16 protein-coding genes are annotated in these 15,854 nt (G+C 59.1%); 8 read left to right on the top strand and 8 right to left on the bottom strand.

The window, feature by feature from the left end; translation table 11 throughout:
• Both ACTJKM_RS25650 and ACTJKM_RS25645 read left to right on the top strand, forming a co-directional pair.
• Positions 1-367: isochorismatase family protein (locus ACTJKM_RS25650; protein ID WP_440661232.1), on the top strand; the 367-nt coding region annotated here is incomplete at its 5' end.
• 134 nt (positions 368-501) lie between these two features.
• Positions 502-900 carry a DoxX family protein gene (locus tag ACTJKM_RS25645; protein ID WP_440661230.1) on the top strand — a complete coding sequence of 133 codons (399 nt, stop codon included), beginning with the start codon at positions 502-504 and terminating at the stop codon, positions 898-900.
• A 16-nt stretch (positions 901-916) separates the two neighbouring features.
• Here ACTJKM_RS25645 and ACTJKM_RS25640 read toward each other — a convergent pair whose 3' ends face one another.
• The 4 genes from ACTJKM_RS25640 to ACTJKM_RS25625 form a co-directional block, all read right to left on the bottom strand.
• The gene (locus tag ACTJKM_RS25640; RefSeq protein WP_058330206.1) at positions 917-1,207 is read right to left on the bottom strand and encodes a GNAT family N-acetyltransferase; all 291 of its coding nucleotides are present in this window, start codon (positions 1,205-1,207) and stop codon (positions 917-919) included.
• 380 nt (positions 1,208-1,587) lie between these two features.
• Positions 1,588-2,691 (bottom strand): NADH:flavin oxidoreductase/NADH oxidase, encoded by a 1,104-nt coding sequence (locus ACTJKM_RS25635; protein WP_440661229.1) that lies wholly within the window; start codon positions 2,689-2,691, stop codon positions 1,588-1,590.
• A 165-nt stretch (positions 2,692-2,856) separates the two neighbouring features.
• Positions 2,857-3,144, bottom strand: a complete 288-nt coding sequence (locus tag ACTJKM_RS25630; protein ID WP_058330208.1) for a XapX domain-containing protein — start codon at positions 3,142-3,144, stop codon at positions 2,857-2,859.
• Positions 3,145-3,291: 147 nt separating this feature from the next.
• Positions 3,292-4,224, bottom strand: coding sequence for a VOC family protein (locus ACTJKM_RS25625; protein ID WP_058330209.1), 933 nt, complete (start codon positions 4,222-4,224; stop codon positions 3,292-3,294).
• Between the two features lie 118 nt (positions 4,225-4,342).
• Here ACTJKM_RS25625 and ACTJKM_RS25620 point away from each other — a divergent pair, with 118 nt between their 5' ends.
• The 4 genes from ACTJKM_RS25620 to ACTJKM_RS25605 all read left to right on the top strand — a co-directional run bounded on the left by ACTJKM_RS25620 (position 4,343) and on the right by ACTJKM_RS25605 (position 9,139).
• The gene (locus ACTJKM_RS25620) at positions 4,343-5,242 is read left to right on the top strand and encodes a LysR family transcriptional regulator (RefSeq protein WP_058330210.1); all 900 of its coding nucleotides are present in this window, start codon (positions 4,343-4,345) and stop codon (positions 5,240-5,242) included.
• A 213-nt stretch (positions 5,243-5,455) separates the two neighbouring features.
• A complete protein-coding gene (locus tag ACTJKM_RS25615) occupies positions 5,456-6,172 on the top strand; it encodes a hypothetical protein (protein ID WP_440661228.1) in 717 nt (238 codons plus the stop codon).
• A 205-nt stretch (positions 6,173-6,377) separates the two neighbouring features.
• A complete protein-coding gene (locus ACTJKM_RS25610; protein ID WP_058330212.1) occupies positions 6,378-6,863 on the top strand; it encodes an adenosine-specific kinase in 486 nt (161 codons plus the stop codon).
• Between the two features lie 533 nt (positions 6,864-7,396).
• Positions 7,397-9,139, top strand: coding sequence for an adenylate/guanylate cyclase domain-containing protein (locus ACTJKM_RS25605; RefSeq protein ID WP_440661227.1), 1,743 nt, complete (start codon positions 7,397-7,399; stop codon positions 9,137-9,139).
• 606 nt (positions 9,140-9,745) lie between these two features.
• On the opposite strand, the gene ACTJKM_RS25600 is transcribed toward ACTJKM_RS25605, so the two are convergent.
• Positions 9,746-10,084 carry a helix-turn-helix transcriptional regulator gene (locus ACTJKM_RS25600; RefSeq protein ID WP_440661226.1) on the bottom strand — a complete coding sequence of 113 codons (339 nt, stop codon included), beginning with the start codon at positions 10,082-10,084 and terminating at the stop codon, positions 9,746-9,748.
• 66 nt (positions 10,085-10,150) lie between these two features.
• Positions 10,151-10,576, bottom strand: a complete 426-nt coding sequence (locus ACTJKM_RS25595; protein ID WP_113514866.1) for a DUF4168 domain-containing protein — start codon at positions 10,574-10,576, stop codon at positions 10,151-10,153.
• Positions 10,577-11,778: 1,202 nt separating this feature from the next.
• Between ACTJKM_RS25595 and ACTJKM_RS25590 the strand changes: the two genes are divergently transcribed.
• Together ACTJKM_RS25590 and ACTJKM_RS25585 are read left to right on the top strand one after the other, a co-directional pair.
• Positions 11,779-12,024 (top strand): hypothetical protein, encoded by a 246-nt coding sequence (locus ACTJKM_RS25590; RefSeq protein WP_440661224.1) that lies wholly within the window; start codon positions 11,779-11,781, stop codon positions 12,022-12,024.
• Positions 12,025-12,263: 239 nt separating this feature from the next.
• Positions 12,264-12,617: an HU family DNA-binding protein gene (locus ACTJKM_RS25585; RefSeq protein WP_440661242.1), complete on the top strand. Its 354-nt coding sequence runs from the start codon at positions 12,264-12,266 to the stop codon at positions 12,615-12,617.
• Positions 12,618-12,955: 338 nt separating this feature from the next.
• On the opposite strand, the gene ACTJKM_RS25580 is transcribed toward ACTJKM_RS25585, so the two are convergent.
• The gene (locus ACTJKM_RS25580; RefSeq protein ID WP_440661223.1) at positions 12,956-14,215 is read right to left on the bottom strand and encodes an MFS transporter; all 1,260 of its coding nucleotides are present in this window, start codon (positions 14,213-14,215) and stop codon (positions 12,956-12,958) included.
• A gap of 138 nt (positions 14,216-14,353) precedes the next feature.
• Positions 14,354-15,559 (bottom strand): MFS transporter, encoded by a 1,206-nt coding sequence (locus tag ACTJKM_RS25575; RefSeq protein ID WP_440661221.1) that lies wholly within the window; start codon positions 15,557-15,559, stop codon positions 14,354-14,356.
• Positions 15,560-15,854 lie beyond the last annotated feature (295 nt).

The following is a 15,854-nucleotide window of genomic DNA, read 5'->3' as shown; positions in this document are numbered from 1 at the left end:
GAAAATCGTCGTCTCGGGGCTGTGGACCGAAGTCTGCAACACCACCTTCGCGCTGTCGTGCATGCATGACACCGACTACGAGATCTACATGGTTGCCGACGCCTCCGGCGGCACCTCGGCCGATGCGCACAAATACGCCATGGACCGCATGGTCCAGGCCGGCGTTATCCCGGTGACCTGGCAGCAGGTCCTGCTCGAATGGCAACGCGACTGGGCCCGCAAGGAAACCTACAATGCCGTCACCGCACTGGTGAAGGAGCATTCCGGCGCCTACGGCATGGGCATCGATTACGCCGTCACCATGGTTCACAAGGGTGACGAACGCGTCAGCCACGGCAGGACGATCGGCCCCAACCCGGCAAAATAACGGGGCGATCTGCCCACCGCGCAACACCCCAGAACCACAATAATGACCGGCTTCGCTAGAAGCCGGTCATTATTGTGAATGATTCACATCACGCCCACATTGACCTGCCCGGGTCGCTTGCAAAGGAAACACGCATGCACGCTTTATCCAACCAGCTGGCCCCTTATCTACTCAGCCTTTTGCGCATCGTCTCGGCCCTCGTCCTCTTCAGCTACGGAACGCAGAAGGTCATCGGCTTTCCCGCAAGTAACGGCGGCGGACCGCCCGTCGGCTCCCTGCCCTGGATTGCCGGATTGTTCGAACTCGTCCTCGGCTTCACGCTGCTGGTCGGCTTCAGAAGCCGGCTTTCGGCCTTCATTCTCTCGGGCGTCATGGCGTCGGCCTATTTCCTGCGCCATGCGCCGCAGGGCTTTTATCCGGCTCAGAACGGCGGTACGGCCGCCATCATCTTCTGTTTCGTGTTCCTCTATCTCGCTGCCGCAGGCGGCGGACCCGTCGGTCTTGATGCGGCGCGCGGTGACGCCAAGCTTTGACGGTCGGTCGCGCCGGTCAACCGTCGACGACGTCGCCATAGTCCAGATGGCGAGCGTACCAGGCGGCCACGAACGGGCAACGGATGACGACTTTCCGGTGGCTCGCCCTCACGAGGTCGAAAACGCCGGTCACCAGCCGCGACCCGATCCCGCGGCCGGACAATTCCTCAGGAACCTCCGTATGGATCAACACTAGACGCCCATCCTCCTGGCGGTAGTAGACGGCGGCGATGCCCCCGTCGACCGCCAGTTCGAAGCGGCGCAGCTCCGGGCGCTCGATAACCACATTGTTTTCGGATTGGTTCATGGGACACTTTCCCTTCTCCGGCCGGGCTTCAAACGGCCTGTTGCAGAAACTGATGGATAGGAGGCGACGATCCGTTTGCGCTCCCGCCGTTTTCGCCGGACAAAACAAGCTTCTTGTCCAGGCGCACCGATACCTAAGTGTAGTTACGTGGCACACCGCGCAGGTCTACCTTTCAACCATCTCCTCGTTTCCAAGGGGGCAGACAGCATCTTCCAGTCCCGGCTTCGGTATCCCCTCCCCGAAGCCTCGGGCCGCCCCGGCCCGCTGAGACCGTCTCCTGCCGCAGGAGACGGTCTTCTTTCTGCGTTGCGGTCAGCCTCGAAAAGAAACAGGGCGCGATCCGACATCGGTATGGCGGGCGCGCCGGTTCTTACGTCTGCCTAGCGGTCGAAGAGATGACGGAGCTGTCGGGGTTGCGATCGCAGATACTGATCGGGCGCCCACACCCGCTCGCCGAAATGCGCGGCGGCATGCCAGGGCCAGCGGGGGTCGTAGAGAATGGCGCGGGCAATCGCGATGAGGTCGGCATCGCCCGTGGTCAGGATTGCTTCGGCCTGTTCGAACTCGGTAATGAGGCCGACGGCGATGACCGGTATCGCCACATTCTCTTTGACGGCGCGCGCAAAGGGGACCTGATAGCTTGGGCCGATCGCGATTTGTTGGTGGGACACAAGGCCGCCCGACGTGACATGAATGGCCGAGCAGCCACGTGCTTCAAGCGCCTGGCAAAAGGTGATGGTTTGCTCGATATCCCAGCCGTTCTGCGCCCAGTCGGTCGCCGAGACCCGCATCGTCACCGGCCGGTCCGCCGGAAATGCCGCGCGAACGGCCTCGAAGACTTCAAGGGGGAAGCGCATGCGGTTTTCCAGCGTTCCACCATAGTCGTCCGTGCGACGGTTGGAGAGGGGCGACAGGAACTGATGCAGGAGATAGCCGTGGGCTCCATGAATTTGGACAGCGTCCAGCCCGAGAGCGGCGGCGCGCCTGGCGGCATCGGCGAAGGCCGAGCAGACCTGCGCAAGGCCGCCGCGATCGAGCGCCACCGGATGGTCATAGTCATCGTGGAAAGGGACAGGACTCGGTGCGACGGTTTGCCAGCCGCCTTCGTCCTTCGGGTTGATCTGGCGGCCGCCTTTCCATGGGACTTGGCTGGAAGCTTTCCGTCCGGCATGGCCGAGCTGGATGGCGATGGGCATGTCGGACCACCGTCGCACCCCGTCCAGAGCTCGGCCCATCGCGCGCTCGCAGGCATCCGAATAAAGCCCGACATCGCCATAGGAAATACGGCCCTCCGGCAGGACCGCGGTCGCCTCGATGGTGAGCACAGCCGCACCCGACAGGGCCAGATTACCGAGATGGATAAGATGCCAGTCGGTCATCTGCCCGTCCGTGGCCGAATATTGGCACATTGGCGCGATGACGATGCGGTTTCGCAGATTAAGCGATCCCATTTCGAAGGGCGAGAAAAGCCTGGTTCCGCTCATGATCGTTCTCCAGAGGTCGACAGGGCCTGACGGATCGGCCCATGTTTCGCCGTTTGGCAGCGAGGTTGCAATCTCTCGGTATCGAAGGGGCTTCAGAACTTGCCGTTCCGGCCCTACCATTTCGATTGGGCTCGTGCTGGACGCGGAAAGGCTTTCGGCGCGGGCTCAGCTATCAGACGTGATCCGAACCCGCTGGGCTGCAGCGACATCGCTCCGGTTTTCTCCCTTCGGCATGTGACCGAACATGTGGGGCTTGATCTGGTTGATCCAGGAAATCACCGCCGGCTCCTTGCCCCACAGAGTTTTGGCAAAAGGAACGATCTGTTCGCCGACGAGAATTCCAAGAAGGCCGACCAGCGCGATGACCGGCGGTGCCGGCGAGCGGACATTGAGGAGGCTGTAGACAATGCCGACGAGAAGTCCGGCGCCGAGTGACAGGAGATAGAGTTTCATGACGGTGATCCTTGATTGTGGTGGCTGCCACTCCGAGTGGTTTGACCCAGAGTGGCTTTGCCTATCGCATCGCTTAGCCGGGTTCGGGCCGATGCGTTTTCCAGGGTGGACGCGCTGCTTGCGAATGGCACCGATCAGGCGCCGGTCCTATGCAGCAAGCGGAACCAGATTTGCCTCGATCTTGTCGCGGAAAGATTCGTATCGATGCGGCAGCTTCAGCGCCTCGCCGAGATGGGCGGTGTCCTCGTCGCGGTCGAAGCCGGGTTCGTTCGTTGCGATCTCGAACAGGATCCCGCCCGGTGTCCGGAAGTAGATCGCCCAGAAATAGTCGCGATCGATGACGGGAGTTACCTGGTAGCCGGTGTCCATCAGCGCCTTGCGCACTTCGAGCTGTTTTTCACGGTTCTCGACGGCAAAGGCGATGTGGTGCACCGAACCCGCTCCCTGACGCGCAAACGGTGTCTTCGGGAGCGCAGCGAGGTCGATCGTGTCTGCACCGTTGCCGCCTGGAATGATGAACCGCGTGACGTCTCCTTCGACTTCAGAACGCTCATAGCCCATGAAACGGAGGAGTTCTTCGGTCGCCGCCGTGTCGTGAAGGTTGAAGCGCGCACCGCTGAAGCCGCGAATGGCATTGGCCTCGGAAATTCCCTCGGCAAGCCAGGGGGCGCGGGCATCGTCGGCTGCTTCGACCAGGGCGAGGCCATCACCATCGGGGCCCGTGAAACGCAGGCTATTGGCGCCAAAGACCGTGTCGGTCTGAATACCACCCACACCTTGCGCAATGAGGCGGTCCTTCCAGAAGGCCAGCGCCCCCTTTGGAATGGAGAACTGGGTCTCGCCGACTTCGCCGACGCCCGGCCGCCCGATCATCATGTGCGGGAACGGAAAGTACGTCATGACGGTACCAGGCGTACCGTTCTCATCGCCATAATAAAGGTGATACACACTCGGATCATCGAAATTGACCGTCTTCTTCACGCGGCGAAGGCCGAGTGTGTCGGTGAAAAATCTGTTGTTCTGCTGCGCATCCGACGCCATGGAGGTGACGTGATGCAGTCCCTTGATATCCTTGATCATGGCCCGTGCCTTTCTTCGTTGACAGTGTTCGTCGATGCGTAGAGATGTACTCGGGTTGATTACCTCGCGGAATTGCAATATTTCTTTCGAGTGAGTTGCGATTTTTGAAACAATAGAGATGAACGATCATAAAGCCCTGAAAATTTTCCTGATGGCCACCGAGAAGCGCAACTTCGCTCAGGTTGCCCGCGAGCTCGATATGACCCCCGCTGCCGTCACGCGGGCCATTGCCGCGCTTGAAGATGATCTCGGCGTCCAGTTGTTTGTTCGCACGACCCGCCAGGTATCGCTGACGACGGACGGCGCCGTTTTTGCCGCCCAGATCCAGCCGGCGGTCGAAACGCTCGAAAACGCGCGGCGCGACGTCAAGAATGCACACAAGGCTGACCAGGGACGTCTGCGGATCAGCGCGCCGACCTGGCTCGGCAAGACGGTGCTGCCGCCGATCCTCTCCGGCTTCCGGGAGCTCTACCCGAAAATGTGCTTCGAGATCTCGCTGTCGGACGGCTTGGTCGATATCGTTGACGACGATTACGATCTCGCGATCCGCATTTCGTCGGCCCCGTCGGACAAATTCACAATATGGCGCAAGATCAAGGTGGTCCCGAGGATATTGGTGGCCGCGCCAGGCAGCAGGTTCGCTGAGATGCAACACCCGAGCGAGCTGACCCCGGACGATTGTCTCGCATACAGCGGCGAAAGCCGGCGGGAGAACTGGCTGCTTTCGGACGGAGGCTCAAGCATCACCATCGTCGCCGGAAGAGCATTCAGCGCCAACAATGGCGAGGTCCTGGCCGACATGGCTGCAGACGGCGCGGGCGTAGCGATGTTGCCGGGATTTCATATCGCCGAGCATATTCGCAGCGGACGGCTCATCCATGTTCTGCATGGCTGGTCGCCACCAGACCTTTGGTTGACACTCTACTATCCGCCCTACCAGGCCCTACCGCCGCGCATCGCGACGTTCTCGAAATTCTTCGAGGAACAACTGACCGCTCATATGGTCATGCTCGACTAGAGCATCCCGCTTTCAAGTGGAATCACTCGAAGCGAAAAGATGCTCTAGAATCAAAGTGCTGGAGCGTACTTTTGTGCGTTCATGACGATCTGCGCTTCTTGTGAGAAAAAGAGGCGCCGGCAAGGGCGGCCACGCCATTATTGCCTGACGCCAAAACGTTGGCGCTTGCTCTCGGCCCAAAATTAAACCAAATGTCTGCTCTCTCCCGCGAAGATGCGACCCAAGCTTGCACAAACCTCCATTCTAGAATTGAAGCTGCCGGGCCGGGCCATTGTACAATCTGATATCGGTCGTGCTGAAGAAGCGCCTCGACCTCCCATTCAAGACATCGCCAGATTTCCGCGCGAGGATCGTGGAAGTCCCGGGCTATGGATGAGCGAGCGGGAAGTCGCCAGACTGCGGCACGATCTGCGAAAGGTCGCGCAGCGATCGGTTCCCGATGGAGAGCTGGACTACGGCGTCTTCTCCGAGCGTGAAGATGCCCCCGCCGGGACGATCGTGACGGTCGTCTATCGGGTTCCCGACGGTGAGCCGGACGCCTTCAACGCCTGCCCGGTCATCCAGGTCTCTCTCTCCGGCAAATCCGTCGACGTTCTCCACCTGGGGCTGGTGATGATCGATCCCGCAGTTCGCAGCGCGGGGCTTTCCTGGGTGCTCTACGGCCTCACCTGCTTTCTTCTTTTCCTACGCAACCAGCTTCGTCCGCTCTGGATTTCAAATGTCACCCAGGTCCCGGCCGTTGCCGGCATGGTGGCCGAGACGGCGCCGCATCGCCCTCGACAGACGTTTCGTGGTCGCCTGCGGCCGAGGCATCGAATGCTTGAATCCCACGGGATGGCTGGAAATTCACTGATTGCGGCCAACAGGCCCCGTCTGGCGGAGAGGGAGCCGTCGAATATTTCCGATATCGGATACCGAATTTACCCATAAAACGACGACCCCCAGCTGTTCCCATTCGAAAAACTGACCTCACGCTTAGAGATTCATCGCTGCCTGCGCCTGCCCTTGTGTTGGTCGGTCCGCGAAGAAGTGAAGGTGGCAGCGCTTGGGGGCAAAGCGGTCGCATATGGCGGCTTGAAATCGCCTTCCTTGGACCTACCTACCATTGCGTTGCCTACCTTGAAGGAGCGCAGCCATGGAACTCACCGTGGTGCCCATCGTCAAGCCGGACGCCGCCAACTTCATCTTTGGCCAGTCGCATTTCATCAAGACTGTGGAAGACCTCCACGAGGCGCTGGTGGGCGCGGTTCCTGGCATCCGCTTCGGGCTGGCCTTCTGCGAGGCCTCCGGTAAGCGGCTGGTGCGCTGGTCGGGTAATGAAGAAGCCATGCTCACCCTCGCACGTGACAACGCATTGGCCATTGGCGCCGGCCACACTTTCCTGATCTTCCTGGGCGACGGATTCTTTCCCGTCAATGTGCTGGCTGCGGTGCGTGCGGTGCCAGAGGTCTGCCGCATCTATTGCGCGACGGCCAATCCGACGCAGGTGATCGTCGCGCAAACGGAGCTAGGCCGCGGCGTGCTCGGCGTGGTGGATGGCGCCTCACCGCTGGGTGTCGAAACCGACGCAGACATTACGTGGCGGAAAGACCTGCTGCGAAAAATCGGCTACAAGCTGTAGGCAGTGTGAAGTCGACGTGCCCGCATGGACAACACCGTCAAGCTCGTGACCCAGACGCGCGGACCGTTCGCGCAACGCCCGCGATGACCCCGCTGCGGCGCGCAGGGTCGCCATACGCCATAACTCCGGCGGCGCTATGGTTGCCCATCAAGGGGACTTGCTGCGCAGCAACAGCGTCGGTGCGCACCGAGCCGCCGCGGCAGTTCCAGTCGATACATTATGTGATCCTAGCCACACAGATAGCGAACATTTAAGTTGTTCTCGCAGGATTGCGAAGGAACTGGTGCGATACGCAATCCAGATAACGCTGCCGGATACACTTTTCTCCGATCTGTGTTCAGAACAAAACTTCCATCGGAAATGACTGCAACACATGCCGCGTCGACGCACACGGAGATCGAAATCACGTCTTCGAAAAGGCGTGGGATATGCGCTCATATGATCGTCGGAACTCCATTCGGAATCGGCCCGTTGGACTTCGACCCAGGGCGCAAATATCATAGAGTCATTGCCACCTTCGGGTAGATGCCCAAATGGCCGAAGAACACGTCAAGCGCCGTCTTGCCGCTATCGTCGTCGCGGACGTGGTTGGTTATTCGCGCTTGATGGAGATGGACGAGGTTGCGACGCTGGCCGTACTGAAGGAGCGCCGGGCGACAATTCTCCAGCCTGTCGTGCGCGCACATGGCGGCCGCATTGTCAAAGTGATGGGTGATGGGGTTCTCGTTGAGTTCACGAGTGCTGTCAACGCCCTCTCAGCAGCGATCGAACTACAGCGGCGGATGGCGGATGCAAATGCTTCGCTGCCAGAGGCGCAACGTATAGTCCTGCGCATCGGGATCAACCTCGGCGATGTTGTCGTGGAAGGCAGTGACCTCTATGGCGACGGCGTCAACATCGCCGCACGGCTGCAAAGTCTTGCCGAGCCGGGAGCCATCTATGTCTCGGCGGGCATCCATGATCAAGTCAAACGAAAGCTCGCACTTGGCTACGATGATCTCGGGCCGAAATCCCTGAAAAACATCGCCGAAGAGGTTCACGTCTATCGCGTACTTTCCGAGGCCGAGGCCACGAAGGATCACGCGGAAAAACCGGATCTGCCGCTGCCTGCCAGGCCGTCCATCGCCGTGTTGCCGTTCACCAATCTGAGCGGGGAAGCCGAATATGACGTTTTCGCAGACGGATTGACAGAAGACCTCATTACCGACCTTTCAAGGAATGCCGGCCTGTTTGTTATCGCGCGCCATTCCATCTTCGCCTACAAGGGGAAGTCGGTCGATGTTCGATTGATTGCGCGCGAGCTGGGCGTCCGCTACCTCGTGGAGGGAAGTGCACGCCGCGCCGCCGGTCGCGTGCGGATCAACGTCCAGCTCATCGACGCCGTTGGCGGAGATCATCTCTGGGCCGAACGCTTCGACCGAAATCTCGAAGACATTTTCGGCGTACAGGACGAAGTCACGGACAAGATCGTCGAGGCCCTTGTTGGACGTTTGGCGGAATCACCGGCGCGTAATCGTCCAAAGAGCCTGGAAGCTTATGATCTTTGTGTCCGTGGACGAAGTCTGATCTCGGCGTTCAACAGTTCCCCAGAAGCGCTTCGCGAAGCCGAGATACTCTTGAACCAGGCAGTCTCCATCGATTGCGAATATGCGGAGGCATTTCGCTGGCTGGCTTTTGTTTACTGGCAATTGTGGGCGCAGAGTATCGAACCCACGGAAGAGAACCGATCGCGAGCCCTTGAACTGGCCCGCAAGGCATTGGCATTGGACAAGAACGACGCTGCCGGTCATTGGTTTATCGGATATTTGCTGGCCTATGAAAAACGCTGGCCTGAGTCCGATGAAGAGTTTGCAGCCGCCTTCACGCTAGAACCAAACAATGCGGATGCCCTAGCCATCTGTTCGGAGTTTGCGGCGTTCGCAGGTCGCGCATCGGAAGCGATCGAACTGATCCAAAGGGCGCTTCGCCTAAATCCGCACCCAGCCGGGTGGTATTATTGGCAGCTTGGGCTCGCGCATTACGCGGCCTGCCAATATGAAGAAGCCATCAAGATTTTGCGCACGGAGGCGATCTACCGCAGCCCTTCGCGCCGCATACTGGCGGCCAGCCTTGCCCAACTCGGACGCAGGGACGAGGCGATGCGTGAGGCAGCTCTTTTCATGGCGATGACCCCAAAGTTCACGATTACGCACTGGGCCGCGGCACAACCCGCCCGCAATATGGAGACGCTCCAGCGCTTTATCGAAGGCTATCGGAAGGCCGGACTGCCGGAATGATCGTGAAACTTGGAAAGCCTCAGACGGCGCATCGGTCTTTCATGTGAATTGACCGCTAGTCTAGACAATGGAATCTTTTTCTTGACGTGCTTGCTTTCGTTCGGGCTTGTAGGACGCTAGCAATTTGATAGCCATCTCAATTCCCGTAGGGCCGTTTGGGTCGACGTCATTCGCGCGACACCATTTCTCATGCTGCCGCCTGATCGCGTCCATGTCGGTCATAGAAAACGTGTTGCGCATCTCCCCTCCCCGGTGTCGCATAAGTGGGGCAAACTATCACAACTGAAATAATAGAGACCCGGCACAACTACTGGGTTTCATCGGCGTTTCTGGTTGTTTGATCCCGTTGTGTGTCTGCGGCTTGCGGTCACGCAAGAGTGGTAGTGAAGATTATGGACAGGCAGGCTGCAGGGAGGCGACTGATGGGATATGACTCGACGGGCGCACGAGAGCGCCGAATGAAGGCCGCACGCTACAGTGCGGCGTCACGCTTGCCGCCCTGGTCGTTACCGTCGCTGCGCAGGTTGCCAGTAAAGCACTCTAGAATCGAAAAGCCCCTCCCTTGCTCACGCAAAGAGGAGAGGCCCGGCGTCTGAGCGTTCGACTTCACAGACGCGGGTATTGATGACAGAGACTTCGGAAATTGATAGCCCGGTCACACGATTGTGGGCAAAAGTTGATGCCCGGTGCGCCTGCTCGTGCGACATGGTCCGAGCTACTCCTTGGAAACGGACACCCGCCACCATTTTCCGGAATAAACTCTATCCCTGCCTTATCAAATGCGGAGACGATGCTCGCTAGATTGTTGCGGATAGGCACGTGAGCTCCCCTTACAAAATCGGCAACAGTCTGGCGAGACACGTTAGCTGCTTTTGCGCGCTCTGCTTGGCTCCAGCCCAGCAGAGCTCGTGCCCCTCGGTCAATTGGGCATTCAGCACTCAGCACCGGGAGCCCGCAAATGGGGTTCGCAGGCTTCCGTAGTGTCGGCAATCCGATTGCTGGCGAGGCCACCTACTGCTGTGCCGGGGCCGCTTTTTGAAGTTCTGCCTGAACCTTCTTGGCGATGGCCGGGTTGCTCTGCGCCTCCGTAAGGATTGCTGAATATTCTTCGACCGAAATGGACGGCGAGGCTTTGACGGCCTCGACCATTTTCTTGCTGCCTTCGGTCTCCAGCTGCTTCTTCGCCGCCGTGTCCGGCGTTGCTTCTATCTTTGCCGAGTATTCCTGCCTGACCTTGTCGACCTGAAGATAGGCAACCGCAAAGGCTTCGATCTTTTGTTCGCTGATGACTGCCTCCGCACCCTTGTCTTCGGCCTGCCCCTGCGTCGGCTGCGTCTCTTGCGCCTGAGCAATTTCTAAGGCAGATGCCGGACTGAAGATCATGAAACTGAGGGCTGCAGCCGTCAGCGATGCAATGGGCGTGTAACGAGTGATCATATTCATTCCTCTATGATGTACATGACGTGATCGGCAGCGACGCTGCCTTTCGATCGCCCCTCACGTCGGCTGGATACCGAACGCGTCAGTGACGATGAAACGCTGGGAAGGGCTCGGTGCGGCGGCAGCGGGGCAATTTGCTGACCATTGAACGGCAGCTTTATGGCTCACGCGGAGAGCCCAGTTAGTTATGGCTGGAGTCGAAACCAGCATTCAGCGCCAGGGTCGGCGTCTTGTCGGGCACTCTGCTCTACGGGTTCATCCGGCCACCGGTTTTCAGATGTCCTATCGCAGTCACCAGTCTGGAACGGGAACCGATACTCCTTTTTTCGTGTAGAGCTGCGCCGGCCGAAAGCGGCAATGCGAGCAAGCCGTGAGTCATCCATCGTGTAAGGAGTGGCAAAGTTTCTTGGCGATCAACGATCGGTTCCGAACGGGGCCAGAACATCCACAGGACGAAACGAAAAAACCTACCCAGTGATTAGCCCGCACGGAGGAGAACGATTGATGCCGGGGGCTGATAGACCAACACTCTCCTCGGCAGTTTTACCAACGACTACCGGTCGTTGGGCGCCAGGGATGTGAAAACAAATCAGCGCTTCATGGCAACGACATTGGCTTCGTCATCGAAAAGGCCGGAGGGAATTTCATGTTTTGTTGATGCGCTGGTTTTGCAAATTTTAATGCACCACCAATTCGCTCAGCGCGTGGTCCGGGACGAGAGCCAGAGCTAGGCGCGCACAGGGGGGTGTTTCTGCCGGCAACTGCGCAGCGAGAGGGGGTCAGCTTGCACATGAACGATTGGACACAGACGGACGCGGCAATATTCGAGCATCAGCCGTCATCGATTGGAAGGCCGAGGCTGTCACCGCAGACGGGAGTGGTGACGTGTTCTTGAGGATCGAATTCAGCGTCGACCCGGGCGGAACAGATGTGTCGTCGCTGCAATTCAGGTTGACCGTGCAGCAAGCAAAACACATTGGCGCGAAGTTGAGTTCCATCTCGAACCAGCCCCACAAACGTCGGATCTTATCTGCCGCAGCGCCCGACAGTGCGTTTCGGCGTAGGTACCCGCAACCCAGAGGGGAGCGCGGTCCCGATGCCGATTGGCGTGCCGCTTCCAGGAAGCACAAACCGTGGATCGGAGGCGAAGTACCCATCGCTGTAGAGCCAGGCATCACCAAATCTCCCAGAGGCACTGCATGAAAGCTGAAGAAACGTCGCTAAGGTATCTAATTCTCCGGCCTGACGGCGCCGTTGGGGAGATTGAGTTGAAGCAGGAAGTCACCGCAGCGCTCGAGCGGCTTCCGGTTGATCCTTCGCTTTACTTCGATCTTTGCGAAGCAAACCTTCTTATTCCGCTTAAGCAGTTGGTCAACGCGCGTGCGCGCGAAAGAGGCATCGCCAATGCGAACCGCCATATGTTGGCGGCGGCGAAAGGCAGCTAGGAGGGACGGAAACCGCTCACGGTCCGCGCCTTGGGCGCGAGCTGTGGCTCGAGGTGGATGGGAATTCGACTTTGCTCAACGCTCGTCATTCGAATTGGCGGGCGATACCCCGCTGCACCGGATGACCAGACACCTTTGAATGGTCCCTGCCTCCAGCGAACCGGCACAGCCCCAGGGCCGCATGAACAATTTCGACGAAATGCCACGATTGCGCTGTGGAAATCGCCCGGATTTAGGCCCTGCTCGCTGGGACGCCAGATGACAAGAGGGATCCCGTTAGGCGAGAATTCCCGCGTCATCATGAAGGGAAAACAATGACAACAACCAATGAGATTGCAGAAAAGATCGCGACCGAACATGGCTTGACCAAAGTCCAGAGCAAGGCGGTTGTCGAGGCAGTCTTCGCCGCCGTCACCGCTGCCGCCACATCCGGCGCCGAAACATCGATCCCGGGCTTTGGCAAGTTCAAGGTCAAGGACACGCCTGAGCGCGAGGCGCGCAATCCGGCAACCGGTGCGACCATCAAGGTTCCCGCTGCGAAGAAGTTGTCCTTCGCGCCGGCCAAAGCTCTCAAGGACGCGCTGAACGGCTGATGCGACTGGGAGGTGCAAGAACTGGAAGATGCGGAGGCTGTTGAGGGCGCCACGGCTTCTAAACGTCGGAACGATGCTTCCCGCGCTGCGCTCCACTTCACAGTGGTGGTAGCTGGTCGCCCCGAACCTTCGACGATTGCGGATTGCACGGCAGAACCGGCGGGCAGAGGCACTTGAGCGAGCTGAGACCCGAGGCGGCTTGGGTCCGGCCCATGCGGTTCTCGACGAAACTTTATGCGATCCGAAAGGCACATAAGGGAACAAACACCGCACATCCCCCTGAAGCCGTGCACTGCCACGGCTTGCGACATGAAGTCGTGCTCTGGACACGGGAGCTCTCATAATGTGCCGGGTAGGTCAAAACGGGCCGGTTGAGCGGGTGGCAGGGATGTACCTGTCGAGGATTGCCGTGCTGCTGCTATCGGCGGTGGCATGCGCGTACCGATGGCGAACAAAATTGCGCTGATGGCTGCAAATCCGGCAAAGAGCAGGAACATACCAGGTCCGCCAAAAGCACTAAGCATCGCACCGCCGAGCGTCGGTCCTATGAAGTTCCCGATCGTTGAGAACGAGTGAGCACCGAAGTAGCTGCCTCTGTTCCGTTCGTTCGAGATATCGTCGACCAGCATGTACTCGCAAGGCACGACCAGAATTTCGCCCAGGGTAAATACAACCATCGAGGCCGCCAGCCCCCAAAAGCCGGCGGCGCTCAGGAAACCGATTTCACCGAAGACAAACAGCATGCAGCCGATGACAAGGCCGTTGAGCGCGCCTGCGCCTTGGATGAACCTGCGGGCAAAAGGATTCCCGATCAGGACAGCCACACCGTTGATCGAAACGAGGTAGGCGTAGATTTCCATGCCCCCGGCGACATTTCCCGTGAGATACGGGGCGAGTGTCGCTGACCATTGACCATAAACCGCAATCAACAGTGTGCCGCCACCGAGAAAGAAAGCCAACCGTGGATCGCGGATCGCCGCCTTCAAGCTTTCAAGCAATGGCGTGGAAGCGGGTGCTTTGGAAATATCGTCGTATTGGTAAATCGGAACGTTCAACATGTGCAGGACAAGCGCGAACATCGCGTAGACAACGCCTGCAATGACGAAAAGCGTGGTGGACGTCGCGCCAGCGGCGATTCCAATCAGCGGTCCGACGGCCCAACCGACATTCGTCGCCGTATAACGCCAGGAAAAATACTTGAGGCGCAGCGGCTCTGGGCAGACGTCGCTCATCAGTGCACGTGAAATCGGCTCATAGATCGCGAGTGCCACGGCGGCGACGATCTGAGCAATGCAAAATGCCAACACGGTTTCGGCCAAACCCATACCGATTAACGCAAGGGCCATGGAGAGCAGGGTAAACGTCATCACGGTCTTGCGCCCCACTCTGTCCGACAGGGAGCCGGCGAAGGGAGCTGTGACAGCGCCTACCAAGGGGCCTATCCCCAGAAGCGCACCAATCATGGCCGGACCGAGCCCGAATGACTGCTGCAATTTTATGGCAAGGAACGAGAGCGTCGTTGCGCGCGCGATGGTCACGAGTCCTGACCCCGCGATGAGGAACAGGACGTAGTTGAGTTGTTGTTTGTCGTGCCTCATCTGCGCTCTCAGCAATTTATGGTCGTCAATGTAGCTATGCGGTACTCGAGAACTTGCGGTCCCCAAATCAGATGAAACGCGGGCGTTTGCAACGTACGAAGTCACAATGACCACGACCTTGCTAGTCGCGAAATACCGTCAAATGACGCGCTTTCCCGGAGAGAAACGCAGCGCGAGCAATAGGAGCAGCACGATGCCGACAGCCATCGCGACCCAGGCCTGCATCAAGTCGTCTGAATGGTTTCGCAGCCAACCAGCGGCAAAGGGCATAATGCTGGCGATGATGTACCCGCCGCCCTGCACGAAGGCGGTGAGGCGGCCGGCACTGGCCGGTTCGTCCGCGTGATCGAGCGTAACGATCAACGAAAGCGGAAACAGTGCGCCGATACCCAGCCCAAGCAGGAGCATTGCCGGAAAGGCAAGGACCAGGGGCATCGCGACGAGACAGACCAAGCCTGCGAGAATGGAAAAGAGAGCGGCAGCAAGCGGTCCACGCCGATCGGGAAACCGATCAACGACCGCCGACACCGCGAGGCCGGCCACCACCTCCATCAGCGTGAGCCCCGCGAGTAGATAGCCTGCGGCATCCTCACTGCAGCCTAGCTCAACATAGAAAGGCGGTAGCCACGCAAGCACGAGCGTGTAGGCACCTGTGCCGACTCCAAAGAAGAAGAGCAGAAGCCACGCCCTGACACTGCGCCAAAGAGGCGGCGCATTAACGCTGCCGGAGACCACCCCGTGCCCGTGCGCTTCCGAAGCGGATGACGTATGCCACAGAACAAGCGCAAGGAGCGCAGGCACTCCCCACAATCCCAGCATCGTTTCCCAACCCAATAGAAGGGACAGACCGGCTGACGTCGCGGCCGCCAGCGTGGCGCCGCCCATGATGCCAGTTGAGTACAAGCCCATGATACGACCAGCATCGAGTAGGAAATGCCGTTTGATGAACCCCGGCATCAGCGCTTGAACGGCGGCAATGCCGAGGCCGCATGCCGCGGCGCTGGCGAGAAGCCCAACCCTGGAAAACCAGAAGAGTCGCGCAATGCAGGCGAGGGCGATGATCGCCGTTCCGAGGGCAATGCCGCGTCGCTCCCCTATGCACCGCTGGAGGGATGAGCCGGCGAGCGCGCCCAGCCCCATTAAAAAAACTGGGAGGGTCGTGAGTGCGCCAGCGCCAGTGGATGTGAGGCCTGAGGCTGCTTCGATGCGATCGAGCACCGGACCGATCGCAGCGAGAGCTGGGCGTAGATTCAAGGCAACGACAACGACTGCTATGATCGGAAGTGCGCTCGAAGCGGAGGCTGCTTGGTAGCTTGCACGTTGCATATTTTGGAGCCGGCGCATTATATGTATCTCTTGCCAGTAAGAATCTTGACGTCGAGATATATGATGTGATTGAAAGCATCAACAATTTTTTACACAGCGCCCGGCTAGGAGCGGAGACCCCTCACCTCTTTTCGGAGCATCCAAAAAATAACGGACCAAATCGACATGCTTTTGAGTATCCTTCCTTGCTGCGTCCTGGCTATGTTCTGCCCCTTCGCGGCGGCGAACGCTGCAGATCTGCCAAAGCGCCAATCAGGTCTCTGGGCGTTCGACTCTCCGGATAATCCCTTTGTTAAAGGGACTTTGTGCGTTG

Source organism: Ensifer sp. 22460 (assembly GCF_052044935.1).
In the GTDB taxonomy this organism is placed as follows: domain Bacteria; phylum Pseudomonadota; class Alphaproteobacteria; order Rhizobiales; family Rhizobiaceae; genus Ensifer.
The sequence above is the reverse complement of the archived record's forward strand: the minus strand, read 5'-3'. Positions and strand labels throughout refer to the sequence as shown.